We start from the raw sequence: 25,900 nt of genomic DNA on the forward strand, positions 1-25,900 counted from the left end.
CGCCGCGCGCAAGAAGTAAGTTGGGTTCATGCAGACGCTGAAGGGTACCTTCACACGGATGAGGGGACCCCTCAGTGCCGGAGCGCCACGGATCCTCCGCCAGCTCCGCCAGGTCGACGGTGCGACGGCACGGTTAGCCGGCGGTAAATCCACATCGGACGAAGCCAGGGTCCTCAGGTCAGAGCCGGTCCACGAACTCGACCACCGCGGGCCCGTCCGGCCCCTCGACCAGCACCGGCCCGGACACGATCACCCGCGCCAGCCGTCCGTCCCGCAGCCCGAGGTACTGCCCGTCCGGCGGCACCGCGGTCCCCGGCGGCACCGCGAGCACACCGTCCGACAGCACGCCCTCCACCCGGTGCGGCCGCCCCAGCACGGCGTTGGCAGCGCTCACCTCGCCGCGCCGCACCAGCTCCCGCACCCGAGTCGACGAACACCCGTCCACCAGGTCGACCCCGAGCGCCTCCAGCCCCAGCTCCCGCAGCGTCTCCACGGTCCCGGCACCGCGATGCCCGAATGTGAAGTTCACCCCGACCACGACGGCCTCCGCGTGCAAAGCCGAGACCAGCACGTCCGAGACGAACGCGGCAGGCGACAACGCGGCGAACCGGCGCGTGAACGGCAGCACCAGGATCGCCTCCACCCCGAGCGAGTGCCCGAGCTCGGCCCGCCGGTCCACGGTGCTCAACGCCGCCGTGTCACGGGCCAACCCCAGCACGGCCGCCGGATGCGGGTCGAACGTCACCAGCACCACCGGCCGGTCGCCGGCCAGCGAGCGCGCGGCGGCGATCAGGTGAGCGTGCCCACGATGCACACCGTCGAACACCCCGATCGTCACCACGCAGCCCGGCCAGTCCGCCGGAACGTCCGCGAGCGAACGCCACACCAGGCCTTCCCGCACCGCTGTCATGGTTGCGCCGCCAGATCGGAGGGATGTGTCGCGAGTGGAGTCACCTGGACGTTCATGAACTCCCACAACGGCAACGACGACAGGAAAGCGTGCAGCTCGTCGTGCGTCGGCACGTCGAAAACGCTGATGTTGCTGTACTGCCCGACCACCCGCCACAGGTGCGGCCACACGCCCATCCGCTGCAGTTCCAGCGCCCGTTCGCGTTCGGCGCGCACCAGCTCGGCACGGCGCTGCGGGTCCATGTCGTGGGGCAGGGAAACGTCCATCCGCACGTGGAAGAGCACGGTCACCTCCGGGTGAAGGCCGCGACGGCCGCCGGGTCCAGCTCGATGCCGAGCCCGGGGCCGACCGGCAGGTGCAGGTCGCCGCCGTCGTAGCGCAGCGGCGTGGCGAGCAGCTCCTCGCGCATGAGCAACGGCCCGAACAGCTCGCTGCCCCACGTCACCGCCGGAGAGGCGCAGGCGAGGTGCAGCGACGCCGCCGTGCCGACCGGGCTCTCGATCGAGGTGCCGCCGTGGCACGGAATACCCGCCGCGGCCGCGATCGAAGCAATGGCCGCCGTGGCCCGCAGCCCGCCGGACTTGGTCGTCTTCAGCGAGTACACGTCCGCCGCCCGCATCCCCGCCAGCCGCAACGCGTCCGACGGCGTGCGCAACGACTCGTCCGCCATCACCGGGATCGGCAACGCGCGGTTGATCTCCGCGAGCCACTCGACCTCCGCTCCCGGCACCGGCTGCTCGACCAGCTCGACCCCGGCGTCGGCCAGCACCGGCAGGTACCGCAACGACGTCAGCCGGTCCCAGCGCGCGTTCAGGTCCACCCGCACACCCGCCACGCCGGCCAGCTTCTCGGCGATCGCGCACACCCGCCGCACGTCGTCGGCCGGGTCCTGCGCGCCCATCTTGAGCTTGAAGCTGCGGTGCCCGAGATCGAGCCTGGCCATCGCCTCCTCGATCACGACCGGCGCCGGTTCCGTGCCGAGCGCCCACGTCACCGGGATCGACGTCCGTGCGAGCCCGCCGAGCAACGTGTGCACGGGCACGCCCAACGACCGTGCCCACGCGTCGTGCAACGCGACCTCCACGGCGGCCTTGGCGTAGAGGTTCGCGTTCACAACGTCGTTGACCGCTTGGAGAATGCCCGCGATGTCGTCGACTCGGCGGCCCAGCAGCAGCGGGGCGACGTACTGGTCGATGACGACCTTCATCGTCTCGACCGACTCGCCGCCCCACCACGGCCCGCCCGGCACGACGCCCTCGCCGAGGCCGACCGCCCCGCCCGCGGTCCGGACGTGGACGAGCAGCACGGGCTGCGCGTCCATCCCGGTGCGGGCGAAGCGGTGCGGCCGGACGAGCGGGACGTCCAGCAGGACGGTGTCCACGCCGTCGATCAGCAGGTCGTTCATGCCCGCTCGAGCACGAAGTCGTACGTCACGCGCTGGTCGACGGGCGTCAGCACGAGCTCGGGCTTCACCGCTTCGGCCACGTCGTCGTCGACGTACTGACCGCCCGCGAAGTACAGCTGCGTGGTGATCGGCCGATGCCCGTCCGCGCGCACGACGAGGTGCAGGTGCGCGGGCCGCCACGGGTGCCAGCCCGCCGCGTCGATCATCCGCCCGGTCGGCCCGTCCGTCGGGATCTGGTACGGCGCGGGCTGCACCGTGGTGATCTCGAACCGCCCGTCGGCATCGCAGGAGACGACACCGCGCAGGTTGCCGGACGGGATGTCCGGCGCGAAGCCCGAGTAGTAGCCCTCGGAGTCGGCGTGCCAGATGTCGAGCTCGGCACCGGCCAGCGGCTGCCCGTCGAGGTCGGTCACGCGCCCGGAGAACACCAGCGGGTCACCTGCCTCGTCCGGACGGTGGGGGAGCGTGCACACCGACGGCAGCGCGACCTGGTCCGGCAGGTAGTACGGCCCGAGGATGCTGCCCTTGGTGCCGTCCTGGGTGCGGGCCGCGACCTCCTCGACGACGTGCTCCACGAACACGTCCAGGAACAACGGCCACTCGGCGCCCTCACCGAGGTCCATCAGCCACTGCTTCGCGGCCTGGAACTCGGGGTAGGTGACGTCGTGTGCGCGGATCGCCGAGTGCACGCCCTGCAGCACGGCGGCGACCACGGTGGACACCCGCTCGGTGGAGACGGCGACGCCTTCCCGTGCGGTGGAACGGAAGTTCGCGCTGGCGGAGGCGCCGGAGTCGGCGGCGGTGGGGGAGTGAACGGCAGTCATCGGGAGGTCACCTTCCGTTCAGCGTGGTGGCGCCGGGGTTGAAGAGGTCGGGAACGGTCCAGCCGTTCAGGTCGTACTCGGCCATGCACTGCTCGGCGAAGCCCTTCATGGAATCAGCCATTCCGGACTGCTGCGCGGCGAACAGCATCTCCGCGCGCACGCCCTCGTGGTTGCCCGAGTAGTTGCGCTCGTACAGCTCGTGCCGGCCGCCGAACTCGCTGCCGATCGAGTCCCAGATCAGCTTCATCAGCTTCACCCGCTCGACGGCGTCCATGCCGTCCGACCCGCGCACGTACTTGTCGAGGTACGGCCGCGTCTCGTCGGACATGAAGTCCTTCGCCGACGACGGCAGGTAGATGAGCGCGGATCCCATGTCCTGCATGATGATCTCGCGGATGCGCGGGTAGCCGACGGTCATGAACCACCGGTAGGCGAGGCCGAAGTCGAGGTGCGGCAGCACCGCGCCGTCGACCCACTCGTCCGGCCGCGCGCACATCGCCTCGGACAGCGCGTGGAACAGGTTGCGCCACCCGATGACCTCGCCGACGCGGGTCTGGATGCCGCGGAAGTCCTTGACCCCGGTGGCCTCCACGCCCTTGAGCAGCAGTCCGGCGATGAAGTCGAGCTTCACCGACAGCCGCGTGACGCCGTGGAACGTGAAGCGGTGCAGGAACCCGGAACCGGGGAAGAACGTGCTGGCCTTCTCGGCGTCGCCGTAGATGAAGACGTTCTCCCACGGGATCTTCACCCGGTCCAGCACGAAGATCGTGTCGTTCTCGTCGAACCGCGACGACAGCGGGTAGTCGAACGGCCCGGTGGTCTTGTCCACGTTGGCCGAGTAGGAGTTGCGGCAGATCAGCTTCATGCCCGGCGCGCCCATCGGCACCGTGCACACCAGCGCGAACTCGCGCTTCTTGATCGGCAGGCCGTAGTGCGCGATGAAGTTGTAGTTCGTGATCGCCGACCCGGTCGCCACGACCTTCGCGCCGGACACGATCAGGCCGTCGTCGCGCTCCTCCTCGACGTGCATGAACACGTCGCTGACCTCGTCGGGGTTGCGGTTGCGGTCGACCGGCGGGTTGATGATCGCGTGGTTCCAGTACAGGACCTTCTCCTGCGACTCCTGGTACCAGCGCCGCGCGTTGTCCGCGAACGGGTTGTAGAAGTCGGCGTTCGCGCCCAGCGTGCCGAGGAACGCGGCCTTGTAGTCGGGGCTGCGGCCCATCCAGCCGTAGGTCATCCGCGCCCACTCCGCGATGGCGGCGCGGTCGGCGTACAGATCGGCACTGCTGCGGGGCGTGCGGAAGAACGGGTGCGTGAAGCCGCTGCTGCCGGTGTCGGTCGGCGCGGTCAGCACGGCCTGCTTGTCCGGGTCGTGCAACGCGTCGTACAACCGCGCGGTCATCCGGACGGAGTTGCGGAACGCCGGGTGCGTCGTGACGTCACCGACCTTCTCGCCGCCGAGGAAGATCTCGCGTCCGTCCCGAATGGACTCGATGTACTCCTCGCCGGTCATCGGCCGGGTCGTGCGTTGCTGTTGCTGCGTGGTCATGCCTAACCCTTCAGCGTTGAAGTGGTTCGCAGTGGGGCGAAGCCGGAGCCGAACCACCCGATGTCGGGGCAGTCGACCGAGCTCATCCAGTGATCCGCGGTGCGGTCCGCCATCTCGCGGAACGCACCACCGAAGAACAGCAACGGATCGGCGTCGCTGGTGCTGAGGTGCGTGACCTCACCGATGACGATCAGGTGGTCACCACCGTCGTACGTGCGCCACGGCAGACAGGAGATGGTCGCGGCGTTGCCGAGCAGGACGGGGGCGGTCGGCCCGTCGGCCCAGCGCGGCGCGGGCCCTTGGGGGCGGCCCGCGAAGGTCCACGCCGCGTCGAGCTGGTCGGCGGCGAGGACGTTGACGGCGAACGGCTTGCCGTCGAGGAAGCGGCAGGCCTTGGCCTTGCGCGTGAGCGTGACCTGGCACAGCGCCGGTTCCAGCGAGACGGCCGTGAAGGCGTTGACGGTCGCGCCGTGCGGCTCTCCGTCGTCGTTGCGGCAGGTCACGACCGTGACACCGGTGGCGAACCTGCCGAACCCGTTGCGGATTGTGCGGTGATCCAGAGTCATCTCCCGCTCCTCCTGTACGCTGTGCGTACAACATGTACGCTTTGCGGTTACATGAGGGTGCACCGACGTTGCGGCCGTGTCAACGGGGCACGGTGCGGAAAGATGGGGCGATGACCAGCGGGCCGGACGAGCGCGACTTCATCCAGAGCATCGAGCGCGGGTTCGCGGTGCTGCTCGCGTTCGACGAGGACCGGGTCAGCCCGAACCTCGCCGAACTGGCCGCCGCGACCAACCTCTCGCGCCCGGCCGTGCGCCGGATTCTCCTTACGCTGCAACGGTTGGGGTACGTGCGCAACGAGGGCACGAGGTGGACGTTGACGCCTCGGGTGCTGAGCATCGGGCAGCACTACTCGGCGTCCCACGCGATGATCGAGATCGCCCAGCCGCACCTGCTGGAGCTGTCCGCGAAGACCGGCGAGTCGGCGTCGCTCGCGGAGCTGGACGGACGGGACGCCGTCTACGTCGCCCGCGTGCCGGTGCGGCGGATCATGAGCATCAACGTGTCGGTCGGCACCCGCGTGCCGGTGCACGCGACGTCGATGGGCCGCGTGCTGCTGGCGTGGGCGCCGGACGCCGTGACGGACGAGATCGTCGCCGCCGGCCTGCCTGCGCTCACCCGGCACACCGTCACCGACGCGGACGCGTTCCGGGCGAGCCTGCGCCAGGTTCGCTCGGACGGGTGGTCGATCGTGGCGGAGGAGCTGGAGATCGGGCTGCTCTCGGTGTCGGCGCCCGTCCGCGACCGCACCGGGGAGGTGGTCGCCGCGCTCGCGTCGTCGACCTCGGTCGGGCGATCATCTGTGCAGGAGATCCGCGGCGAGGTGGTGCCGTTGCTGCTCGACGCCGCGGAACGGATCAGCGCCGACCTGGGGCACAAGAGCTCCGCGCGGCGTGAGGGCTTCTACTGACGGTTGTACGAGGAGGACGGATGTCCGCTCGGCCGAGGGTCCTGGTGATCGGTACCGGGTTCGCCGGATTCCACTGTCTGCGCACGCTGGAACGCGCCCTGCCGGAGAGCGCGGCCGAGCTGGTCGCGGTCAACCCGGTCGACTACATGCTCTACATCCCGCTGCTGCCCGAGGTCGCGGGCGGCGTGCTCGACCCGCGCCGGGTCGCCGTGCCGCTGCGCAACAAGCTCAAGCGCACGAAGCTCGTGCTGGGCGCCGCGACCGGCATCGACCTCGCCGGCAAGTGCGTGCAGGTCACGGACGTCGAGGGCCGGGCGCGTGAGATGGCGTTCGACCGGCTGCTGATCACGTCCGGCAGCGTCACGCGGCTGCTGTCGATCCCCGGTGTCGCGGAGCACGCGAAGGGCTTCCGGACCATCGCCGAGGCCATCCACCTGCGGGACCACGTGCTGCGGCAGCTCGAACTGGCCGACCAGTCCGACGACCCGGAAGAACGGCGCGCGCGGTGCACGTTCGTGGTGGTGGGTGCGGGCTACACGGGGACGGAGGTCCTCGCGCAGACGCAGCTGCTGACCCAGGACGCCTGGCGTCACCTGCCGGGCCTCAAAGACGTGAAACCGCGGTGGATCCTGGTGGACGTGGCCCAGCGCGTGCTGCCGGGACTGGATCCGCGGCTGTCCGGCCCGACGCACAAGGTGCTGGTGAGGCGTGGCGCCGAGGTCAAGCTGGAGACGAGCCTGAAGGAGATGACGGCGACGTGCGCGCGTCTGTCTGACGGCAGCGAGATCCAGACACGGACCGTGGTGTGGTGTGTCGGCGTGCGGCCCGACCCACTCGTGAGCACGTTGAACCGGCCCGCGACCAACGGCCGGATCGACACCGACACGCACCTCCGCGTCTGCGAGGACGTGTGGGCCGCGGGTGACGCCGCCGCCGTGCCCGACCTGGTCCGGCCGGGCGAGATCACGGCCATGACCGCCCAGCACGCCGAACGCCAGGGCAAGACCGCCGCGCACAACATCGCCGCGTCGCTGGGCCACGGCACGTCCCGCGAGTACCGCCACAAGGACCTGGGGTTCGTGGTCGACCTCGGCGGCTGGCAGGCCGTCGCGAACCCGCTGGGCCTGCCGCTGACGAGCCTGCCCGCCAAGGCCGTGACGCGCGGCTACCACCTGATGGACCTGCCGTACGGGCGGTTCCGGACGGCGGCGAACTGGATCACCGAACTGGGTGCGGGCCGGCAGATCACGCACTTCGGCGTCGTTCCCGACCGGGGGATCACCCTGGCGCAGGCCGATCTTCCTCCGGCGGCCGCAGGGCACTGACCAGGAGTTCTGGTGGAGGGCGCCGCGTCGCCGCCCGCCCTCCACACCCCCAGAGTTGACACCCGCTCAGACTCATAAATCTGAGTTGACGAACTCTGGCACGCCGCCGATCGCACGGTCAAGCCGGTCCGGTGTGATCGCGGTCAACTACGATGTCCGGGTGGTAGCCCAGGGGGATCCGGCGTCGCTCGCCGGGCGGCTGGATCGGTTGTTCGGAACGGTGCGCCCGGCGGGCCAGCGCGAGTACACCTACGAAGAGGTGGCCGCGGCGATCCGCGAGGCAGGCATCTCGATCTCGCACACCTACGTCTGGCAGCTGCGCAAGGGCCTGCGCGACAACCCGACGAAGCGCCACCTCGAAGGCCTCGCCCAGTTCTTCGGCGTGCCCACGTCGTACTTCCTCGACGAGGACACCAGCGGCATCGACGACCAGCTGGAGCTGCTGGTGGCGTTGCGGGACAGCGACGTGCGCTCGTTGGCGTTGCGGGCCAACGGTCTGTCGCCCGCGAGCATCAAGGCCGTGCTCGGCATGATCCAGCACGCGCGGTCGATCGAGGGCCTGCCGCCCGCCGGCGACGACGCGGAGTGATCACGCCCCGGTGACGCCGTCGATCCCCTCGCGCAGGAAGTCCGCGTGGCCGTTGTGCCGCGCGTACTCGTGGCACAGGTGGTTCAGCACGAGCCGCAACGACACCTGCTCGCCCCAGCGCGGCTGGTAGCCCGTCACGTCGAGCGACTCGGCCTCGCGTTCGATCCGGCGCGCGTGCTCGACCTCGTGCTGCCAGGCGGCGAACGCCTCGGAGCGCGTGGAGTTCGAGGCGTCGTAGGCGGCCTGGTAGTCGTTCTCCTCGGACCAGACGAGGCTCAGGTCCTCGCCGTTGATGACCTTGCGGAACCAGGTGCGCTCGACCTCGGCCATGTGCCGCACCAGGCCCAGCAACGTGAGCGTGGACGGGGGCATCGAGCGGCGGCGCAGGTCCTCATCGGACAGTCCGTCGCACTTCATCGCGAGGGTGGCGCGGTGGAAGTCGAGGAACGCGCGCAGGGTCTCGCGTTCGCCCGCCTGAAGCGGAGGGCTGGGGCGTTCGGTGGTCACGCGCGCCAGTCTGATCTCCGAGATGATCTCCCGCACCCGGATTAACGCGTGCCGGGAGCCACAACGCTCGCTTGTCCGATCGGCGCTACCGTTGCCGCGAGGAGAGGGGTGGCGGATGACCCAGCAGCTCGACGAGGCCGAGTCGGCGTTCGCGGCGGCCCGGCCGAGGCTGTTCGGCATCGCCTACCGCATGACCGGCAGCGTGGCCGACGCCGAGGACCTCGTGCAGGAGGTGTGGCTGCGCTGGCAGCTCGCGGACCGCTCGGCCGTGCGCAACGCCGAGGCGTACCTCGCCACCGCCATCACCCGGCTCGCGATCAACGAGTCGCAGACCGCGCGGGCCCGTCGCGAGACCTACGTCGGGCCGTGGCTGCCCGAGCCCGTCGACACCACCGCGGACCCGCAGGTCGGGGCCGAGCAGGGGGCGGTGCTGGAGCTCGCGGTGCTGATGCTGCTGGAGAAGCTGACCCCGACCGAACGCGCCGCGTACGTGCTGCGCGAGGCGTTCGACTACCCGTACCGCGAGATCGCGGAGATCGTGCAGACCAGCGAGGTGGCGACGCGGCAGCTGGTGAGCCGGGCGCGCAAGCACCTCGCCGACGAACGCCGCGTGCCGGTCGGGCGTGCGGACCAGCGCAAGCTGCTGGAGGCGTTCGTGGCGGCGGCGCAGGCCGGTGACCTGGCGGCGCTGGAGGAGCTGTTCGCGCAGGACGTCGTGAGCTGGTCCGACAGCAACGGCGCCATCCGCGCGGCCGGACGCCCGCTGTTCGGCGCGGAGACCCTGGCGAAGATCATCTCGGGCTGGGCGCCGTCGTTCTGGGCGGGCGCGGAGATGGCGTTCGTCGAGGCGAACGGGCAGAGCGCGGTGCGGCTGAGCAAGGCCGACGGGACGTACGCGGTGATCACCGTGACGGCCTCGGACGAGGGCATCGACCAGGTGTTGTGGCTGGTCAATCCCGCCAAGCTGGGTGCGTTTCGGTAGTCCTGTCACAACCTCGGTGGCTGTCCTGTCTTAGCTCGTGAACGCCCGCACTCCAGCGGGCTCACGAGAGGGACGGACCCATGAGGATCGTTGTCATCGGTGGCACCGGGTTGATCGGCAGCCAGGTCGTGCGGCGGCTCGGCGAGCACGGCCACGACGCCGTGCCCGCGTCCCCGAACACCGGCGTCAACACGCTGACCGGTGAGGGGGTGAAGGAGGTCCTGCAGGGCGCCGACGTGCTGATCGACGTGTCGAACTCGCCGTCGTTCGCCGACGACGACGTCATGAACTTCTTCACCACGGCCACGACCAACCTGACCGAGGCGGCCGGCGAGGCGGGCGTCGGCCACTACGTCGCGCTGTCGATCGTCGGTACGGACGAGCTGCCCGAGTCCGGGTACCTGCGCGCGAAGGTGGCGCAGGAGAAGCTCATCAAGGAGTCGGGGCTCACCTACTCGATCATCCGCGCGACCCAGTTCTTCGAGTTCGCGGGTGCCATCGCGAACTCGGCCGAGCTGGACGGCGCCGTGCACCTCCCGCACGGTGGCGTCCAGCCGATCGCGGCGTCCGACGTGGCCGCGGTCGTGGGGCGCACGGCCGCGGGTGAGCCGGTCAACGGCGTGCTGGAGATCGGCGGGCCGGAAGAGTTCACAATGGACGGTTGGATCCGCACGGTTCTCGCGCACCGCAAGGACGAGCGCGAGGTCGTCGGTGACCCGCAGGCCAAGTACTTCGGCACGTTCCTGACCGGCAAGCAGCTCGTGCCGAACGCCGGCGCGCACCTGCAGCCGACGTCGTTGCGGGACTGGCTGGACGCCGGGAACTGATCAGCGGACCCGCGCCGCCGACGTCAGAACTCCGCGTCCCTGAGTTGGCGGCGCGAGGTCACACCGACCTTGCCGAACACCTTGCGCAGGTGCCACTCCACGGTGCGCGGGCTGAGGAAGAGCCTCGTGCCGATCTCCGGGTTCGAGAAGCCCTCCTTGGCCAGCTTGGCGATCTGGTACTCCTGCGCGGTCAGCTCGTCGGTCGGTTCGGCGGTGCGCTTGCGGGCCGTCTCGCCGGTCGCCTGCAGTTCGCGCCACGCCCTGTCGGCGAACGCCGGCATCCCGCACGCCGTCAGCGTTTCGTGCGCGGTGCGGAGGTGGTCGCGGGCTTCCACGCGGTGGCCTTCCCGGCGCAGCCACTCGCCCTGGAGCAGGTGGGCGCGGCCGAGTTCCGGGCGCAGCGCGGTCTGTTCGAAGTGGACGATCGACTCGGCGAAACCGGTGGGGTCGCCGTCGAAGGCGCGCAGTCTTGCCTTGATGCCCAGCGACCACGGGGTGTCCACCCACTGGGCTGATCGGGTCAGGGCCTCGGTGACGAGCTTCGCGTCACCGGTGCGGGAGGCGGCTTCGGCCAGTTCCGAGGCGACGAGGCAGCTGTAGACGAGGGTTTCCGGGATCCGTTGCGCCGCGGCCAGGGCCTGGTCGTGGCGGCCCAGTCCGTTGTGGAGGACGGCCAGGGTCCAGTCGGCGAACACGGCGAGCCTGCCCTGACCGGTCTTCAGGGCGTCGGTGCGGGCCGCGGTGGACAGGTCCTCGCCGCGGAAGGCCGCCTGCATGAGGATCGCGTAGCCGACCGGCGGGGTGCCGGTCACCTCCGCGATGCGCCGGTCCTCCTCGATCAGCGCCTGGGCGGCCGCGGGGTCGCCGGCCAGGATCTCGTTGTCCGCCAGGAAGTTCAGGGCGAACTGGAGCTGGACCAGTGCGCCGGCGTCCCTGGCCAGCTTGACCTGGTGGTGGGCGAACGCCCGCCGGGTGTCGAAGTCCCAGAGTTCGCTCGCGATGATGCCCGCCGCGCGGTTGCCGAACAGCCACGGGGTCCCGTCCCCGAGCGCCCGCACCTCGTTCAGCGCCTCGGTCATCGGGGCGATCGCCGCCGCGTAGCCCGCGGTGATCCGGGTGGTCAGCGCGTCCAGGACGAGGTCCAGGGCGCTGGGCGGGGTGCGCGGTGGGGGAGCCTCACGGGTGGTGCCGGGCGTTCCGGCCCAGACTTCGGCCGCGAGTGCCTCCAGGTGCGTCTCGCGGGCCAGGGCCTGGTCGAACGGCGTGAGTCTGCGGGCCGCGCTGAACAGGAGCGGGGCGGCGTCGGCCACTCGGCGCTGGTCGAAGGCGATGTGCCCGCGCAGCTGTTCGACCTGGGCGCTGCGGAGCTCGTCCGGCGGGCCGGCCTCGACGGCGCTGAGCAGCCGCAGCGAGGCGTCCAGCGATCCGGCATCGCGTTTCGCTCTGGCGGCGGCCAGTTCGCGGTCCGCACGCCGACCGGCCTCCGGGGTGAGCGCGGCGGCCTGTTCGAGGAACGCCGCCGCGGCCAGCAGACCACCCCTGGCCTGGGCACGTCCCGCCGTGTTCTCGAGAGCGGCGGCCACCGCCTCGTCGGGTGCGGCGGTGCCCTGCGCCCGGTGCCAGGCGCGGCGGTCCGGGTCGATGGCCTCGTTCGTGACGTCGGCCAGGGCGTTGTGGACCTTCAACCGGTCCGCGACGGACGCCGCGCGGTAGACGGCCGAGCGGACCAGCGGGTGGCGGAAGCGGACGCGGGCGCCGAACTCGATCAGGCCGGTGTTCAGGGCGGCCGCGGCCGGATCGGCGCCCAGGCCCAGCAGGCCCGCCGCCTGCCAGAGGAGGGTGGCGTCGCCCAGCGGTTCGGCAGCGGCGGTCAGCATCAGGAGACGGGTGTCCGCGGGCAGGTCGTCGATCTGCCGGGCGAACCCGGCCTCGATCCGGCTGGTCAGCGGGGCCGCGTCGAGGCCGTCGGCCAGTTCGGCGGTGGTCCAGGCCCTCGGCAGCTCCAGCAACGCGAGCGGGTTGCCGCGCGCCTCCGCGACGATCCGGTCGCGCACCCGCCCGTCCACCGGGCCCTTGACCACCGACTCCAGCAACGCCCGCGAGTCGGCGTCGTCCAGGCCGCGCACGTGGAGTTCCGGGAGTCCGTCGAGGTAGTCGTTGCCTTCGCGCAGGACGAAGACCAGGGCGATCCGTTCGGCCAGGAGGCGGCGGGCCACGAAGCCGAGCACCGCCGAGGACATCGAGTCGAGCCACTGGGCGTCGTCCACCAGACACACGAGGGGCTGTTCGTCGGCCACCTCGGCCAGCAGCGTCAGCACCGCCAGGCCGACCATGAAGCGGGTCGGCCGCGGGCCGGTGGCCATGCCGAACGCGGTGGCCAGTGCCTCGCGCTGGGGCGGCGGCAGGTGGTCGAGGCGGTCCAGGAACGGGACGCAGAGCTGGTGCAGGCCCGCGTAGGGGAACGCGCTCTCGGACTCGACGCCCGCGGCCCGCGCGACCCGGAAGCCGTCGGCCCTGCCGGACACCTGGTCGAGCAGGGCGGTCTTGCCGATGCCGGCCTCGCCGCGCAGCACCAGCACCTGACCTGCGCCGGAGCGGGCCTGCGTGAGCAGTCGGTCCAGCGTCTCACCCTCGGTGCGCCTGCCCAGCAGACCTTCGTCCGACACGGGCCCGAGCCTACGGGCCAGGGACTCACCAGGGTGTTCCACGGGTTCGAAGAGGGCTCCCGCAGGAGCAGAGTCGTGTCATCGACGAGATGAGGAGATGAACACGATGGACTACAGGTTCGAGGTGGCCGTGATCCCGGTCAGCGACATCGACCGGGCGGTGCACTTCTACAAGGCGCTGGGCTGGCGGTTCGACGCCGAGTTCGCGGACGACGAGGGGTATCGGCTCGTCCAGTTCACGCCGACCGGCTCGCCCGCCTCGATCATCTTCGGCACCGGCGTCTCGAACGCGGTGCCGGGCAGCGCCGAGGGGCTGCACCTGGTCGTGGACGACATCGAGGCCGCACGGGAGGACCTGGTCGGGCGCGGGGTGGAGGTCAGCGAGATCTTCCACGACAAGACAGGGGTGTTCCACCACGCCGGGGTCGAGGGACGGGTGGCCGGGCCGGATGCCGCGCGGGCCAGTTACGGGTCGTTCGCCTCGTTCAGCGACCCCGACGGCAACGGCTGGGTGCTGCAGGAGGTCACGACTCGCCTGCCCGGACGTGTGTGATGGCGACTGACTACGACGTGATCGTCATCGGTGGCGGGTCGCCCGGTGAGCACTTCGCCGCGGCCGTCGCCGAGGGCGGGCTGCGGGTGGCCGTGGTCGAGCAGGAGTTGCTGGGCGGGGAGTGCTCGTTCTGGGCTTGCATCCCCTCCAAGACGTTGGTCCGGGCCGGTGAGGTGCTCGCGGCGGCTCGGCAGGTGCCCGGTGCGCGGCAGGCGGTGACCGGTGGGGTCGACGTCGCGGCGGTGCTGGCGTACCGCGACTTCATGGTCTCGTCCTACGACGACGCGGGCGGCGCCCAGTGGGCCGAGAGTGCCGGGATCGACGTGCTGCGCGGTCACGGCAGGATCGCCGGGCACGGGCTCGTCGAGGTGGCCGGGCGGACGTACTCGGCCGATCACGTCGTGATCGCCACCGGGTCGGCGCCGTTCCTCCCGCCGATTCCCGGGCTGAGCGAGCTCGACGTGTGGACGAACCGCGAGGCCACCGGTGTCGCCGAGATCCCGCGGCGGTTGCTGGTGCTCGGCGGCGGACCCGTCGGGGTCGAGATAGCGCAGGCGTTCCGGAGCTTCGGGGCCGAGGTCGCGCTGGTCGAAGGTGCCGACCGGGTGCTGCCCCGGGAGCCTGAGGCGGCCGGGCGGGCGTTGACCGAGGCGCTGGCGGCGGACGGGGTCGAGTTGCACCTCGGATCGCACGCCAGCAGGGCGTCGTTCGTCGACGGCGAGTACGTGCTCGACTTCCCGGACGGCAGCCAGTTGCGCGGTGACAAGCTGCTCGTCGCCACCGGCAGGCGCCCTCGGGTCGACGGGATCGGCCTCGACACCATTGGTGTCGAAGCGAACCCGCGTGGACTGGCGACGGACGAGCGGATGAACGTCGCCGAGGGGGTCTGGGCCGTCGGTGACGTCACCGGGCAGTGGAACCTGACGCACGTCGGCAAGTACCAGGGGCGGGTCGCCGCCGCGAACATCCTCGGGCGGCACGCGACCGTCAACTACGACGCCGTGCCCAGGGTCGTGTTCACCACCCCCGAAGTCGCCGCGGTCGGTGCCGCGGAAGGCGAGTACACCGCCACGGCGCAGCTGTCCGGCGTCGCCCGCACGGCCACCTACACCAGCGAGTACGCCACGCGGCCCGGATTCCTGACCCTCGTGTCCGACGGCGAGGTGCTCACCGGCGCGTACGCCGTCGGACCGGAGGCCGGCGAGTGGTTGCAGCAGGCGACCCTGGCCATCCGGGCGAAGGTGCCGCTGGCCGTGCTGATCGACGTGATCCAACCGTTCCCCACCTTTTCGGAGGCGTTCCTCAACGCGCTCCGCGACCTCGTGAAGGAAGTAGCGAAGTGAAGCTCGAAGAGATCGACATGAAGCTCGAAGTCACCGTCGTCCCCGTGTCCGACGTCGAGCGGGCGAAGGAGTTCTACACGCGGCTCGGGTGGCGGCAGGACGTCACGCCGCCGTGGGTCGTGCAGTACACGCCGCACGGGTCCGGCGCGTCCATCCACTTCGGTGAGGGCGTGACGACCGCGGCACCCGGTTCGGGGCGGCACTTCCTGATCGTGGCGGACATCGTCGAGACGCACGAGGCATTGCTCGCGGCCGGGATCAAGGTCGGGCCGCTGTTCCACGGCGGGCCGGACGGGCCCGTCGAGGGTGCGGACCCGGAGCGTCGCAGCTACTTCACGCGGGCCGAGTTCGCCGACCCGGACGGCAACCTGTGGATCCTGCAGGAGGTCACGACCCGGCTTCCCGGCCGGGTGGACGCCGACGACACGTCGTACACGTCGATCACGGACCTGGCGGCGGCGTTGCGGCGGGCCGCGGTGGCGCACGGCGAGCACGAGAAGCGCAACGGCGGCGAGTACGACGTGAACTGGCCCGACTGGTACGCCGAGTACATGGTCAAGGAGCAGACGGGCGCGGAGCTGCCGCAGTAGGTTCGAGCGGGTGAGTGTGGAGAGAGCGCTGCGCGGGACGCCGACCAGGTTGGCGTTCCGCGCGCTTTGTGCCGCGGTGGCCAGAACCGGTGCGGATCTCGCTGCTGTTGAACGACGGCTGGCCGGCTGGCCGGACGACGTGCGGGAGGCGCCGTACTCGTGGGTCGCCGGGCTGGAGTCCGGGTTCACGAAGACCGTGTGGCCGCTGGTGCGGTCGGTGGATCTGCACACGGGTCAGCACGGGATGCGGCGACTGGCGGTGCCGGATCCTCGGGTGCGGGCCGAAGTGCGTGGCGTGACGCGGGTGAAGCTCTCCTGGTACGCCATGGAGCAGGTGGCAGCGCTGCCGGAGATCGCCGAGCACTGGGAAGCGTTGCGGGCCGTGGAGTTCCGCGGGCTGATGAAGTTCGACGGGCGGGCGCTGACCCGGTTCGTGGCGGGTGAGGCGTTCCAGTGGCTCGAGTCGCTCGTCGCGGACGCGTCGTTGCCGATCGACAGGCCGACTGCGTTGCGGCACATCGGGATGCGCGCGCCGGGCGTGGTTCGGTTGCTGCGCAACGGGTTCGTGCCGGAGCTGCGGTCGGCCGAGGTGCACGTGGCGACCGTGGAGGAGGCCCGTGAGCTCGCGGACTGCCCGTTGGCCGAGCTGGACCTCGCGCTCAGGTTCGACTGCGACGCGACCGAGTTCTTCAGTCGGGCCGACCTCGGAAACCTGACCAGCCTCAAGGTTCGTGGCGGGGTGCCGGACGTGGACCTGCCCGCGCTCGAACACCTCGACCTCAGCGGTGAGATCAGCGGTTCGCCGCACTACTACAGCCCGGTCGCGCACCCGATCGGTGACGTGCGGGCGCTCGCCCGGCTGCCTCGGCTCAAGTCGCTGAACCTCGCCGCCACCGGTCTCGCCGACCTGGACGAGGTCATGGCGCTGCCACTCGAATCCCTTGACGTGTCAGGAAATCCGCTGGGAGGACTGCCGGACGGACCCGCGTGGCAGACGCTTCGCGGTGTGCGCGCGGACGACTGTGCGATCGGCGAGCTGGACTGGCTGCCGGACGCGCCCGAGCTGGACGGAATCTCGTTGGCGCACAACGACATCGACTCCGACGGTGTGCGAAAGCTCGCACGATGGTCGGTGACGCCCCAGCTGTGGGAGTTGAACCTGCACGACAACGTCATCGGCGACGACGGTCTCGTGGAGTTCGCTCGATCCGGTGCGGCAGAAAACCTTCTCGAACTCGACCTGGCCCAGGACGCCTGGACGGCGGGCCGCCGCCGGTACCGGACGCCGTTGCCCGCCGAGGTGCTGGAGGCGTTCCCGAACCTCGACGCGGTGTTCACCGGCGTTGTTGACGGGTATCACGGCACTCGGCCCGCCACCGGGCTGCTGGCGAGTGAACGACCAGCGGTCGTCGCGTTCCTGAAGCACGTGAAGCCCTACGAGTTCGACGAGGCAGAGGAACGGGACCCGGACCCGCCCGCCGAAGACTTCCGGGATCGCCGTAGGGGGCGTCCCTGATGTGCTGAGGGCCGGGCGCGGCGAAGCTTCCCTCACGAGCGAATGAGGGAGACCCGCCATGAAGGCGATCGTCCAGGACAGATACGGCTCCGCGGACGTGTTGGAACTCAGAGAGGTCGAACGGCCCGTGCCCGGCGCGGGGGAGGTGCTCGTGCGGGTCAGGGCGTCCTCGGTGAACGCCGCCGACTGGCACATCATGCGCGGAGACCCGTACTTCGCGCGGTTGTTCCTCGGGCTCAAGGGGCCGAAGGCGCGGATCCGGGGGATGGACTTCGCGGGCGTGGTCGCGGAGGTCGGGCCGGGCGTCAGCGGCATGCTGCAGGTCGGGGACGAGGTGTTCGGGGAGGTCGAGGGGTCCTTCGCCGAGTACGTGCGGGTGCCCGCGAACCTGGTGGCGCACAAGCCGTCCAACCTCACGTTCGAGCAGGCGGCGACGCTGCCGCTGGCCGGCAACACCGCGTGGATGGGGCTGCGCGAACTGCAGGCCGGGCAGAAGGTGCTGATCAACGGCGCGTCCGGTGGGGTCGGGCTGATGGCAGTGCAGATCGCCAAGGCGCGCAAGGCCGTGGTCACGGGGGTGTGCAGCACGCGCAACGCCGAGCAGGTGCGGTCGGTAGGGGCCGACCACGTCGTCGACTACACGACCACGGACTTCACCCGGTCCGGCCAGGTCTACGACGTCGTGTTCGACCTGGTGGGGAACCGGACGATGGCCGAGTTGCGGGCGTTGCTCACCCCCGACGGCACGCTGGTGCTCTCCGGCGGCGGCAGCTTCACCGGGGGCGCGCTGTTCGGGCCGTACCGGCTGATCATCCAGGGGCGGCTGCTCGCGTCGTTCACCCGGCAGCGGCTCGTGGTGCTGGAGGCCAAGCCCAGCAAGGAGAACCTCGCCGCACTGCGGGAGCTCGCCGAGTCCGGGAGGCTCGTGCCCGTCATCGAGCGGACCTACCCGCTGACGGACGCGCCCGACGCGATCCGGCACGTCGAGTCGGAGCACGCGCGGGCCAAGGTGGTCGTGACAGCCTGACTATCGTTGAGGGGACCGGAGTTCAGTTCCTTGAGGGGGGAACCGACATGAAGTCCATCCCTGCGTTTCCGGTGCACATCGCGGAGATGAACGGCGGGGTGATCGCCACCGCGGACGCGTACGGCCAGTGGCTGCGGACGTTCTACGACGCCCGCGCGCACTGGCACCGGCGGTTCTACCGGCTCAGCGGGACGCTGGTGATCGTCGTCGGCGCCGCGCTGCCCGTGCCGACGAGCCTCGACTACCCCGGCAAGGCCCTGACGATCTCACTCGCCGGCCTCCTCGTGGCCGGGCTGACGGGCCTGCGGGCGTTCTACCGCTGGGACCAGTCGTGGGTGCTGCTGCGCAACAGCGAGATGGCCGTGACGGCGGCCTACCTGGAGTGGAAGGCCACGCCGGGCAACTTCCCCGCGTCGGACGAGCCGGAGCAGCGCGCGGTGCAGGAGAAGGCCGCGAGCGCGTTCATCGACCGGCTCGGCGAGCTCAGGAAGCTGGAGGCCACCCGGTACTTCAAGGATCTGGCGTTCCCGGACCTCAACGGCGCCAAGTCCTGATCCGCTGAGCGGTAAATGCCTGGCGTTCCCGCCGGGGGTGCGCTGACGATTCCGCCATGGTCGAAGCAAGGGTCACCGGCGGAACGGTTCGCGGCACGGTCGAGGCGGGAACGGCGGTGTTCCGCGGCATCCCGTTCGCGGCACCTCCGGTCGGGGAGGGCAGGTTCGCGGCGCCGCGGCCGGTGGTGCCGTGGGACGGCGTGCGGGACGCGGTGGCGTTCGGGCCGCCGCCACCGCAGGCCGGGGTGTTCGGGATGAACGGCATCGGCGTGGCCGGGGACGAGTGGCTGACCGTCAACGTGTGGTCGCCCGACCTGTCGGGCGGGCTGCCGGTGCTGGTGTGGATCCAGGGCGGTGCCTACACGGTCGGCACGTCCGGGCTGCCCGAGTACGACGGCACGCGGCTCGCGTCGGGCGGCGTCGTCGTGGTCACGTTCAACTACCGGGTCGGTGTCGAGGGGTTCCTGCAGGTCGAGGGCGCTCCGGCGAACCGGGGCCTGCTCGATCAGGTCGCCGCGCTGGAGTGGGTGAGCGCCAACATCCGCGCGTTCGGCGGGGATCCGGAGCGCGTGACGGTCTTCGGGCAGTCGGCGGGCGGGGGATCGGTGGCGGCGCTGCTCGCCATGCCTCGCGCTTCCGGGCTGTTCCACCGGGCGATCGCGAGCAGCGTGCCCGGGGTGTTCTTCGCGCCGGACCTGGCCGCCGACATCGCCTCGGTGTGCGCCGCCGAACTGGGGTTGCGCGCGACCGTCGCCGATCTGTCCACTGTGGAACCGGAGATGCTGACGGCCGCCGGTGACGAGGTCATGGCGAAGATGAGGCAGTACACCCGGTGGGGCCCGGCGGCGCACAAGCGGATCCCGTTCGCGCCCGTGGTCGACGGTGACGTGCTGCCGGTGACGCCGTGGGAGGCGTTGAAGGCCGGTGCGGGGCGGGAGGTCGAGCTGGTCACCGGGCACACGCGGGACGAGCAACGGCTGTTGTCCGTGCTGGACGGGCTGGTCGGCCAGGTCACCGCGGAGCAGGCGGCGCAGGCGCTGGAGTTGTTCGCGCCTGGTCTGACCTATCCGGACCTGGCGCCGGAGGAGCTGTTCGAGGCGGTGTGCTCGGACAGGCTGTTCCGCATGCCGTCGCTGCACCTCGCGGAGGCCCAGCTCGCCGGTGGCGGACGGGCGCACGTCTACGAGGTGACCTACGCGCCGACCGAGATGTTCCTCGCCTGCCACGGCCTGGACGTGCCGCTGGTGTTCGGCAACCTGGACGTGGGCGGGACGGCGGCGGTGCTCGGGGAGGTCACCTCGGTGATGGAGGAGGTGTCGGCGCGGATGCGGACGGCGTGGACGGGGTTTGCACTGCACGGTGACCCGTGGCCCGCCTACGACCTGGAGAACCGGCTGACGCGGGTGTTCGGCGAGCGGGACGAGGTCGTCGCTTACCCGGAGGAGGTGTCCCGGCAGATCTGGACAGAGCACGTCTTCGACGTGATCTCCGTTGTGCGGGACTAGAACCCACGCTTTGTGCCGTGTTCGCCCGTTCCGCGACGGTGATCTTGCGAGCGGGTCTAGCTTGCGGTGCATGAGCTCATTCGCCGTCGAGGTGGGGAACCTCGTGGACGCCGCGAAGGTCATGGAGACGCACGTCGCGGGCTCGTTCGAGTCCGTGCACCTCTGGATCAAGGGCGCCACCGAGAAGGAGAACGACGCGTTCTACAGCGGCGACGGCCAGGGCGGCCGTCACCTCTACGACCAGGTCGGGGACGAGTGGAGGGTGACGGCCGGCTTCCTGGGCCGCATCGCCGCCGACAACGCCGAGACGGCGCGGCTGGTGGGGGAGGCGTTGCGGGAGATCGCGCAGCGCTACCGCGAAGCGGACGGTCAGGCATGACCGGCTCGTTCGAGGTCGACGTCGAGAGCGACTCCGAGTGGCTCGCCGCCATGAACGAACTCGGTCCCGCCTGCCGGGAGATGCTCAGGATCTGGGCCGAGATGGAGGGCGAGGAGGAGCAGCTCTCGAACTACACGCCGCGGATGGAGGAGATCTTCCGCTGCTTCTCGTCCGGCTCGCAGCACCCTGCTGACGAGATCGCGGACGCGTTGCGCGACAGCCGTGACCTCATGATCGCGGTGAACGAGAAGCACCTCGAGCTGGTCCAGGGCGCCCTGAAGACCTGGCACGGCACCGCGGCCGACGACTTCGAGGTCTACCTCGCCTCGATGAAGGAGGCGTCGAGGAAGTACGAGAACGCACTGGTGGGCGTGAGCCTGCTGGTCGAGGCCTACCGCAGCCTCGTCCTGTCGATGCGCCGGGACGTCGTGGCGCTCGTGCAGCGGTGGATCGCCGCGATGGAGGCGGAGGAGCAGACCCAGGCCAAGATCGGTCTGGCGATCGCGTCGGCGTTCGTCGCGCTGATCGGCACGTTCGCGACCGCCGGGGGAGCGACCGGCCTGGTCGTGGCGGCGCTGGGCGGTGGTATCGGCATCGAGATCGAGCAGATGGGCGCGTCCAGCTACTTCGAGATCATGACGAGCCTGGTCCACCAGGGCGAGGACATCGTCCACGGCGTGAACCGGGCCCGCGCGAAGATCGAGAAGGGTTTCCGCGACCTGACCGAGGACATCACCGGCACGAAGCTCGGCGAGGTGCGCCCGGCCCGTCCGCAGATCATCACGGCCCCGAGCTTCGACCCCGACGACTTCTCGCTGTCGGAGGAGTTCCAACGGGGACACCCGGTTCCCGCCCCCGGTGGTCCGCTGGTCGAGGAGCCGAAGCCGGAGAAGGGCCCGGAGAGCGACATCGACGAGCACGGCACCGACGTCTACCCGGAGCAGGTGATGCGATGACCTCGCCACGTGAACTGGCCGCGCAGGGTTCTTTCCTGCTGGAGAAGGCGAAGCGCCGCCGGGACGCCCTGGAGGCGGTGCAACGGCAGTCGGCGGCCGAGATCGGCGAAGCGTCCTCTCCGGACGGTCTGGTGCGGGCCCGGGTCGACGCGGGCGGGATGCTCACCGGGCTGTTCCTCGCGCCCGGCGTCCGTCAGCTGGACCCGCGCGAGCTGGCCGCGTTGATCACATCGGTGACGCAGCAGGCCGCTGCCGGTCCCCGCGCGGCGGTCCGGCGCAACTACGAGCAGCTGCAGAACGAAGGCGTGCTGAAGCAGATGCCGTCGTTGCTGCCGGAACCCGTCGTGGCACCGCCGCCTCCGGTGCGGCGGCGACCCGCGCCCGTCGAGGAGGAGCAGGACCGGCCGATCCTGCGCGAGCAGGGCTGGTAGGGAATACCTGCCCGCCGGACGCGTTGTACGCGACCGGAAGGGAGGTTCTCCTCATGAACGAGTACTCCGTGCACGACAGCACGGGATTCAACGCCTACCAGCCGAACGGTGAAGTGGCGGCAGATCGCTGGATCACGGTCCGGCACCTGTTCGACCCGGACCACGTCGAGACTCCCGCCGAGAAGTGGGAGCGCGCACAGGCGCTGTTCGAGTCCCGTGACTACATCAAGGCGGCGCAGCTGCTCGCCGAGGTGGCGGACGAGGTCCCGTTCCAGACGGACCTCCGCCTGCTGCTGGCCCGCGCCTACTACCACTCCGCGCAGCTGGGCAAGGCCGAGGCGCAGCTCCGCGTGATCGTGGACCGCGACCCGGTCGAGCACTACGCCCACCTGCTGCTGGGGAGGACCCTCGAACGGCAGGGACGAGCTGAGGAGGCCGCACCCTGGCTGCGGCTCGCGGCCGCGTTCGGCGGGGACCTGGCCGAGGTCTAGGCGAACGTGCGAGGGGACGGTTGGTCAGGCCGTCCCCTCACCCTCCCCCTAGCCCACGTCCAGCTTGGCGAAGCTGCGCAGCAGTCCCGGCACAGCACGGCTGGCCAGCCTCGCCGCCTTGGCCTCCGCGGTCACCGGCACCACCGGCCGGTTGCGTCGCACCGCGCGCACGATCTCCCGCGCCACTCCCTCGGGCCCGAACCCGCGCCGCGCGTAGATCTTCGTCGCCCGATCCTGCTTGCGGCGTTCTTCTTCGTTGCTGACACCGGAGAACGTCGTGGTGTTCGTGATGTTCGTGTTCACCAGGCCGGGACAGATCGCGCTGACCCCGATGGCGTGCGGGGCGAGCTCGGCGCGCAGGCAGTCCGACAGCATGAACACCGCCGCCTTGCTGGTGGCGTACGCCGAGAGGATCTTCGACGGCAGGTAGGCCGCCGCCGAGGACAGGTTCACGACGTGACCGCCCTCGCCGCGTTCGATCATCAGCTCGCCGAACGCCCGGCAGCCGTGCACGACGCCCCACAGGTTGACGTCCAGCACCCGTTGCCACTGCTCGGTCGAGGTCGACATGAACGACCCGGAGTGGCCGATGCCGGCGTTGTTCACGACCACGTCGGGCACGCCGTGCTCGTCCGCGACCTGCCGCGCCCACGCCCGCACCGCTTCTTCGGAGCGCACGTCCACCTCGTAGGCGTGGCCGTTGGTGAGGTCGGCGGTCTCCTTGGCGGCGCGGAAGTCCACATCGGACACGATCACCTTCGCGCCGGTCTCGGCGAACGCGACCGCCGTGGCCCGGCCGATCCCGCTGCCGCCACCGGTGATCACGACGAGCTCGCGCTTCGGCGTGGAGTCGGTGACGAACTCGCTGATCATCCGGGACAGGGGTGCCGGATGACTGAGCGGTGCCCAGTGGCCTGCCGCGATCCTGCGCCGGGTGAGCGACGGCACCCAGCGTTCGAGGTCGAGCGGTTCGGTGCGGATGTACCGGTCCCGGGTCGGCTGGATCACCTGCACCGGCATGGGCGCGAGCCGGTGCCGCGGTGACCGCATCACCTGGCGGATGTTGGCCCGGTACAACGAGATCCCGCGCACGGCATCCCGCGTGATCGTGCGTGCGGGCGTGACCTTGACGCCTTCGAGCCGGCGCAGCACGGCGCCCCAGCGCGGCCCGAGGTAGAGCCGCCAGAACAACGGCGCGAGCACCGGCAGGTGGAACGCGCCGATGTACCAGGAGCGGACGAACTGCCGGAGGTGCGCGAGCGACAGGCCCTTGCGGCTCCAGTGGCCCATGTGGTCGAGGCACGGCCCGGAGATCGACGTGAACGTGGCGATCCGCGCGCCCGGCGTCGTCACGGCCTCCCACGACTGGATCGACCCCCAGTCGTGCCCGACGACGTGCACCGGCTCGTCCGGGCTGACCGCGTCGATCACCGCGAACAGGTCGGCGGCGAGCCGTTCCAGCCGGTAGCCGTCCTCAGTGGACGGCGCGGTGGACTCGCCGGCGCCGCGCACGTCGTAGGTGACGACCCGGAAGTCCTTCTCCAGCAACGCCGCCACCCGGTCCCAGACCTCGTGCGTGTCCGGATACCCGTGCACCAGGACCACGGTCGGCCCGTCGCCGCGCACCTGCACGGCGAGCTCGACTTCCCCCGAACGCACCTTCACAGTTCCTCCAACACCAGTCGGTCGCCGTCGGGCCGGTCCACGCAGATCCGCACGCCGCCGACGTCGCACGTGCCGCAGAACCCCTGCCGGCACGAGTAGGCGACGGACGGGCGGAAGTCCCTGATCACGTCCAGCGCCGACCGGTCGGCCGGCACGTCGAGGGTCACGCCGCTGCGCCGCAGTTCGACCGCGAACGGCCGTCCGTCCACGATCGGCGGCGGGCTGAACCGCTCGAAGTGCAGCCACCGCGACGCGAACTCGTCCCGCACCTGCTCCAGCATCGACGACGGGCCGCAGCAGTACACCGCCCCACGCGGGTGGGCGTCCTGCAAAAGCGGGCCACCCCGTCCGATGCGCACGTCCACGGGTCCGGCGGGGAGTTCGTCCAGGAACGGCATCGCCGTCCTCGACCGGCCGCAGTAGACGAGCCGCCAGTCGAGCCCGGCCCGTGCCGCCGCGTGCACCATCGGCAGGATCGCGGTGATCCCGATCCCACCCGCCACGAACACCACCGGTCCGAGGCCGGCGAACGGGAACGCGTTGAGCGGCCCCCGCACCTGGACGCGGTCGCCGACCTGCAACGCCTGCACCTCACGGGATCCCTCGCCGACCTCGCGCACCGCGATCCGGTAGGTGTTCTCGCTCGGATCGCCGCACAGGGAGTACTGGCGCCGCAGCCCGGACGGCAGGTGCAGGTCGACGTGGCACCCCGGCTGCCAGGCGGGCAGTCCCGTGCCGCCGAACCGCAGGCTGACCACCCCGTCGGCGACGTGTGAGCGTTCGACAACGGTGAGCCACAAGGCATCCCGGGTCGGTCCGGGCCGGGCGCGCCCGCCGAACCGGGTGACGGCGGCGTCGTAGAAGGCCCCGAACCGGGTGAGGCCGCCCAGCGCGGAACCTCGCGACATCAGTGCGCCTCCCGCGCCGCCGGCGAGCTCGCCAGGTACGCGATCGCCTGCGACGTCGAGCCTTCCTGCCGCGGGTGGTAGGCCGGGTGGAAGTACCGCAGGAACGCCCGGAAGATGTCCGACAGCCGCGGCAGCAACCCGCGCCGTCCCGCCCGCATCGCCTCACGCCAGGTCAGTCGCACCCGAGTCGTCCGGTCGGCGCGCACCATGAACCGCGCGCCCCGCACCCACAGCCAGAACAGCACTGGCGCGACCAGCAGCATCGTCCGCGCGCGCCGCACGTACCGGCGGTCCAGGTGGCACATCAGGTCGTACGCGACGCTGCGGTGCTCGACCTCCTCGGCCGCGTGCCAGCGCAGCAGGTCCAGCATCACCGGGTGGATGCCCGCCCGGTCCAGCGCGTCGGCGTTCAGCATCCAGTCGCCCAGGTACGCGGTGAAGTGCTCGATGGCGGCGACGATCGCGACGCGTTCGATGAGCTGCTCGCGCGCCTGCTCGCCGGCGAGTCCCGGCGTGGGCGCGAGGATGCGCTGGAAGACGTGCTCCATCTGGCGCGTGAACGGGCGCGGGTCCAGGCCGTTCGCGAGCAGGTGGTCGAGGACCTCGCTGTGCGCCTCGGCGTGCATCGCCTCCTGGCCGATGAACCCGAGCACGTCCTCGCGCAGCGTGTCGTCGTTGATCAGCGGCACGGCCTGCTGGAACGTGCGCACGAACCACCGCTCGCCCTCGGGCAGCAGCAGGTGCAGGACGTTCATGACGTGCGTGGTCACCGGCTCGTCCGGGACCCAGTGCATCGGCAGGGTCGACCAGTCGAACTGCACGTCACGCGGCTGCAGAACGAGGTTGTCCGGCTCCATCGCAAGTACCTCCGCCAATTACTACGCCTGCGTAGCTTTGTGAAAGCTACGCTACCGTAGCAAT

General features: G+C 70.8%; 27 protein-coding genes. 16 read left to right on the top strand and 11 right to left on the bottom strand.

Going from position 1 to position 25,900, the window contains the following annotated elements; genetic code table 11:
- Window positions 1–178: 178 nt before the first annotated feature.
- The 6 genes from ACFWNN_RS04255 to ACFWNN_RS04280 are packed head-to-tail and all read right to left on the bottom strand — an operon-like array spanning window position 179 to window position 5,257.
- The gene (locus tag ACFWNN_RS04255) at window positions 179–910 is read right to left on the bottom strand and encodes an adenylyltransferase/cytidyltransferase family protein (protein WP_382438406.1); all 732 of its coding nucleotides are present in this window, start codon (window positions 908–910) and stop codon (window positions 179–181) included.
- Window positions 907–1,194: a muconolactone Delta-isomerase gene (gene catC / locus ACFWNN_RS04260; protein WP_382438407.1), complete on the bottom strand. Its 288-nt coding sequence runs from the start codon at window positions 1,192–1,194 to the stop codon at window positions 907–909. Before catC ends, ACFWNN_RS04255 begins: the two co-directional genes overlap by 4 nt.
- A gap of 2 nt (window positions 1,195–1,196) precedes the next feature.
- Entirely contained in the window at window positions 1,197–2,315 is a 1,119-nt protein-coding gene (locus ACFWNN_RS04265; protein WP_382438408.1) for a muconate/chloromuconate family cycloisomerase, read from the bottom strand.
- Complete coding sequence (locus tag ACFWNN_RS04270) at window positions 2,312–3,139, bottom strand: dioxygenase (protein ID WP_382438409.1); 828 nt, start codon at window positions 3,137–3,139, stop codon at window positions 2,312–2,314. Before ACFWNN_RS04270 ends, ACFWNN_RS04265 begins: the two co-directional genes overlap by 4 nt.
- A gap of 7 nt (window positions 3,140–3,146) precedes the next feature.
- Entirely contained in the window at window positions 3,147–4,691 is a 1,545-nt protein-coding gene (locus ACFWNN_RS04275) for a 4-hydroxyphenylacetate 3-hydroxylase family protein (RefSeq protein ID WP_382438410.1), read from the bottom strand.
- A gap of 2 nt (window positions 4,692–4,693) precedes the next feature.
- Window positions 4,694–5,257, bottom strand: coding sequence for a flavin reductase family protein (locus ACFWNN_RS04280; protein WP_382438411.1), 564 nt, complete (start codon window positions 5,255–5,257; stop codon window positions 4,694–4,696).
- A gap of 110 nt (window positions 5,258–5,367) precedes the next feature.
- Here ACFWNN_RS04280 and ACFWNN_RS04285 point away from each other — a divergent pair, with 110 nt between their 5' ends.
- The 3 genes from ACFWNN_RS04285 to ACFWNN_RS04295 all read left to right on the top strand — a co-directional run bounded on the left by ACFWNN_RS04285 (window position 5,368) and on the right by ACFWNN_RS04295 (window position 8,079).
- Window positions 5,368–6,165 carry an IclR family transcriptional regulator C-terminal domain-containing protein gene (locus ACFWNN_RS04285; protein ID WP_382438412.1) on the top strand — a complete coding sequence of 266 codons (798 nt, stop codon included), beginning with the start codon at window positions 5,368–5,370 and terminating at the stop codon, window positions 6,163–6,165.
- Window positions 6,166–6,185: 20 nt separating this feature from the next.
- Entirely contained in the window at window positions 6,186–7,490 is a 1,305-nt protein-coding gene (locus ACFWNN_RS04290) for an NAD(P)/FAD-dependent oxidoreductase (RefSeq protein ID WP_382438413.1), read from the top strand.
- Between the two features lie 160 nt (window positions 7,491–7,650).
- Window positions 7,651–8,079, top strand: coding sequence for an XRE family transcriptional regulator (locus tag ACFWNN_RS04295; RefSeq protein WP_382438414.1), 429 nt, complete (start codon window positions 7,651–7,653; stop codon window positions 8,077–8,079).
- Here ACFWNN_RS04295 and ACFWNN_RS04300 read toward each other — a convergent pair whose 3' ends face one another.
- The gene (locus ACFWNN_RS04300; protein WP_382438415.1) at window positions 8,080–8,586 is read right to left on the bottom strand and encodes a DinB family protein; all 507 of its coding nucleotides are present in this window, start codon (window positions 8,584–8,586) and stop codon (window positions 8,080–8,082) included. It abuts the gene before it with no gap.
- A gap of 115 nt (window positions 8,587–8,701) precedes the next feature.
- Between ACFWNN_RS04300 and ACFWNN_RS04305 the strand changes: the two genes are divergently transcribed.
- Both ACFWNN_RS04305 and ACFWNN_RS04310 read left to right on the top strand, forming a co-directional pair.
- On the top strand, window positions 8,702–9,568 hold the full coding sequence (locus tag ACFWNN_RS04305) for an RNA polymerase sigma-70 factor (RefSeq protein ID WP_382438416.1): 867 nt from the start codon (window positions 8,702–8,704) through the stop codon (window positions 9,566–9,568).
- An 80-nt stretch (window positions 9,569–9,648) separates the two neighbouring features.
- Window positions 9,649–10,395: an SDR family oxidoreductase gene (locus ACFWNN_RS04310; protein ID WP_382438417.1), complete on the top strand. Its 747-nt coding sequence runs from the start codon at window positions 9,649–9,651 to the stop codon at window positions 10,393–10,395.
- Window positions 10,396–10,418: 23 nt separating this feature from the next.
- Here the strand turns inward: ACFWNN_RS04310 and ACFWNN_RS04315 are convergent, their stop codons facing one another.
- Window positions 10,419–13,061 carry an AAA family ATPase gene (locus ACFWNN_RS04315; RefSeq protein WP_382438418.1) on the bottom strand — a complete coding sequence of 881 codons (2,643 nt, stop codon included), beginning with the start codon at window positions 13,059–13,061 and terminating at the stop codon, window positions 10,419–10,421.
- A gap of 106 nt (window positions 13,062–13,167) precedes the next feature.
- On the opposite strand from ACFWNN_RS04315, the gene ACFWNN_RS04320 reads away from it, so the two are divergent.
- The 11 genes from ACFWNN_RS04320 (at window position 13,168) to ACFWNN_RS04370 (ending at window position 22,406) form a co-directional block, all read left to right on the top strand.
- The gene (locus tag ACFWNN_RS04320) at window positions 13,168–13,614 is read left to right on the top strand and encodes a VOC family protein (RefSeq protein WP_382438419.1); all 447 of its coding nucleotides are present in this window, start codon (window positions 13,168–13,170) and stop codon (window positions 13,612–13,614) included.
- Entirely contained in the window at window positions 13,614–14,957 is a 1,344-nt protein-coding gene (locus ACFWNN_RS04325; RefSeq protein WP_382438420.1) for a dihydrolipoyl dehydrogenase family protein, read from the top strand. The genes ACFWNN_RS04320 and ACFWNN_RS04325 overlap by 1 nt, the downstream gene beginning before the upstream one ends.
- A complete protein-coding gene (locus ACFWNN_RS04330; protein WP_382438421.1) occupies window positions 14,954–15,547 on the top strand; it encodes a VOC family protein in 594 nt (197 codons plus the stop codon). Before ACFWNN_RS04325 ends, ACFWNN_RS04330 begins: the two co-directional genes overlap by 4 nt.
- A gap of 10 nt (window positions 15,548–15,557) precedes the next feature.
- Window positions 15,558–17,063, top strand: a complete 1,506-nt coding sequence (locus tag ACFWNN_RS04335) for a leucine-rich repeat domain-containing protein (RefSeq protein ID WP_382438422.1) — start codon at window positions 15,558–15,560, stop codon at window positions 17,061–17,063.
- A 58-nt stretch (window positions 17,064–17,121) separates the two neighbouring features.
- Window positions 17,122–18,090: an NAD(P)-dependent alcohol dehydrogenase gene (locus ACFWNN_RS04340; RefSeq protein WP_382438423.1), complete on the top strand. Its 969-nt coding sequence runs from the start codon at window positions 17,122–17,124 to the stop codon at window positions 18,088–18,090.
- 47 nt (window positions 18,091–18,137) lie between these two features.
- On the top strand, window positions 18,138–18,644 hold the full coding sequence (locus ACFWNN_RS04345) for a DUF4231 domain-containing protein (protein ID WP_382438424.1): 507 nt from the start codon (window positions 18,138–18,140) through the stop codon (window positions 18,642–18,644).
- Window positions 18,645–18,700: 56 nt separating this feature from the next.
- Entirely contained in the window at window positions 18,701–20,149 is a 1,449-nt protein-coding gene (locus ACFWNN_RS04350) for a carboxylesterase/lipase family protein (protein ID WP_382438425.1), read from the top strand.
- Window positions 20,150–20,219: 70 nt separating this feature from the next.
- Complete coding sequence (locus ACFWNN_RS04355; protein WP_382438426.1) at window positions 20,220–20,528, top strand: hypothetical protein; 309 nt, start codon at window positions 20,220–20,222, stop codon at window positions 20,526–20,528.
- On the top strand, window positions 20,525–21,484 hold the full coding sequence (locus ACFWNN_RS04360) for a hypothetical protein (RefSeq protein WP_382438427.1): 960 nt from the start codon (window positions 20,525–20,527) through the stop codon (window positions 21,482–21,484). The genes ACFWNN_RS04355 and ACFWNN_RS04360 overlap by 4 nt, the downstream gene beginning before the upstream one ends.
- Window positions 21,481–21,915: a YbaB/EbfC family nucleoid-associated protein gene (locus ACFWNN_RS04365; RefSeq protein ID WP_382438428.1), complete on the top strand. Its 435-nt coding sequence runs from the start codon at window positions 21,481–21,483 to the stop codon at window positions 21,913–21,915. Before ACFWNN_RS04360 ends, ACFWNN_RS04365 begins: the two co-directional genes overlap by 4 nt.
- Window positions 21,916–21,968: 53 nt before the next feature.
- Window positions 21,969–22,406, top strand: coding sequence for a tetratricopeptide repeat protein (locus ACFWNN_RS04370; protein ID WP_382438429.1), 438 nt, complete (start codon window positions 21,969–21,971; stop codon window positions 22,404–22,406).
- 48 nt (window positions 22,407–22,454) lie between these two features.
- Here ACFWNN_RS04370 and ACFWNN_RS04375 read toward each other — a convergent pair whose 3' ends face one another.
- The 3 genes from ACFWNN_RS04375 to ACFWNN_RS04385 are packed head-to-tail and all read right to left on the bottom strand — an operon-like array spanning window position 22,455 to window position 25,836.
- Window positions 22,455–24,065, bottom strand: a complete 1,611-nt coding sequence (locus tag ACFWNN_RS04375) for an SDR family oxidoreductase (RefSeq protein WP_382438430.1) — start codon at window positions 24,063–24,065, stop codon at window positions 22,455–22,457.
- Between the two features lie 2 nt (window positions 24,066–24,067).
- Complete coding sequence (locus ACFWNN_RS04380; RefSeq protein ID WP_382438431.1) at window positions 24,068–24,979, bottom strand: PDR/VanB family oxidoreductase; 912 nt, start codon at window positions 24,977–24,979, stop codon at window positions 24,068–24,070.
- On the bottom strand, window positions 24,979–25,836 hold the full coding sequence (locus ACFWNN_RS04385; RefSeq protein ID WP_382438432.1) for a metal-dependent hydrolase: 858 nt from the start codon (window positions 25,834–25,836) through the stop codon (window positions 24,979–24,981). The genes ACFWNN_RS04380 and ACFWNN_RS04385 overlap by 1 nt, the downstream gene beginning before the upstream one ends.
- Between the last annotated feature and the right edge of the window lie 64 nt (window positions 25,837–25,900).

This window comes from Lentzea sp. NPDC058450, from assembly GCF_042721395.1.
Lineage (GTDB): Bacteria > Actinomycetota > Actinomycetes > Mycobacteriales > Pseudonocardiaceae > Lentzea.

Coding starts and splice junctions, on each gene's coding strand:
- ACFWNN_RS04285 (WP_382438412.1), top strand. CDS start 5,368: ATGACCAGCGGGCCGGACGAGCGCGACTTCATCCAGAGCATCGAGCGC.
- ACFWNN_RS04355 (WP_382438426.1), top strand. CDS start 20,220: ATGAGCTCATTCGCCGTCGAGGTGGGGAACCTCGTGGACGCCGCGAAG.
- ACFWNN_RS04360 (WP_382438427.1), top strand. CDS start 20,525: ATGACCGGCTCGTTCGAGGTCGACGTCGAGAGCGACTCCGAGTGGCTC.
- ACFWNN_RS04305 (WP_382438416.1), top strand. CDS start 8,702: ATGACCCAGCAGCTCGACGAGGCCGAGTCGGCGTTCGCGGCGGCCCGG.
- ACFWNN_RS04275 (WP_382438410.1), bottom strand. CDS start 4,691: ATGACCACGCAGCAACAGCAACGCACGACCCGGCCGATGACCGGCGAG.
- ACFWNN_RS04340 (WP_382438423.1), top strand. CDS start 17,122: ATGAAGGCGATCGTCCAGGACAGATACGGCTCCGCGGACGTGTTGGAA.
- ACFWNN_RS04325 (WP_382438420.1), top strand. CDS start 13,614: ATGGCGACTGACTACGACGTGATCGTCATCGGTGGCGGGTCGCCCGGT.
- ACFWNN_RS04265 (WP_382438408.1), bottom strand. CDS start 2,315: ATGAACGACCTGCTGATCGACGGCGTGGACACCGTCCTGCTGGACGTC.
- ACFWNN_RS04365 (WP_382438428.1), top strand. CDS start 21,481: ATGACCTCGCCACGTGAACTGGCCGCGCAGGGTTCTTTCCTGCTGGAG.
- ACFWNN_RS04255 (WP_382438406.1), bottom strand. CDS start 910: ATGACAGCGGTGCGGGAAGGCCTGGTGTGGCGTTCGCTCGCGGACGTT.
- ACFWNN_RS04380 (WP_382438431.1), bottom strand. CDS start 24,979: ATGTCGCGAGGTTCCGCGCTGGGCGGCCTCACCCGGTTCGGGGCCTTC.
- ACFWNN_RS04345 (WP_382438424.1), top strand. CDS start 18,138: ATGAAGTCCATCCCTGCGTTTCCGGTGCACATCGCGGAGATGAACGGC.
- ACFWNN_RS04290 (WP_382438413.1), top strand. CDS start 6,186: ATGTCCGCTCGGCCGAGGGTCCTGGTGATCGGTACCGGGTTCGCCGGA.
- ACFWNN_RS04280 (WP_382438411.1), bottom strand. CDS start 5,257: ATGACTCTGGATCACCGCACAATCCGCAACGGGTTCGGCAGGTTCGCC.
- ACFWNN_RS04350 (WP_382438425.1), top strand. CDS start 18,701: ATGGTCGAAGCAAGGGTCACCGGCGGAACGGTTCGCGGCACGGTCGAG.
- ACFWNN_RS04310 (WP_382438417.1), top strand. CDS start 9,649: ATGAGGATCGTTGTCATCGGTGGCACCGGGTTGATCGGCAGCCAGGTC.
- ACFWNN_RS04270 (WP_382438409.1), bottom strand. CDS start 3,139: ATGACTGCCGTTCACTCCCCCACCGCCGCCGACTCCGGCGCCTCCGCC.
- ACFWNN_RS04385 (WP_382438432.1), bottom strand. CDS start 25,836: ATGGAGCCGGACAACCTCGTTCTGCAGCCGCGTGACGTGCAGTTCGAC.
- ACFWNN_RS04370 (WP_382438429.1), top strand. CDS start 21,969: ATGAACGAGTACTCCGTGCACGACAGCACGGGATTCAACGCCTACCAG.
- ACFWNN_RS04320 (WP_382438419.1), top strand. CDS start 13,168: ATGGACTACAGGTTCGAGGTGGCCGTGATCCCGGTCAGCGACATCGAC.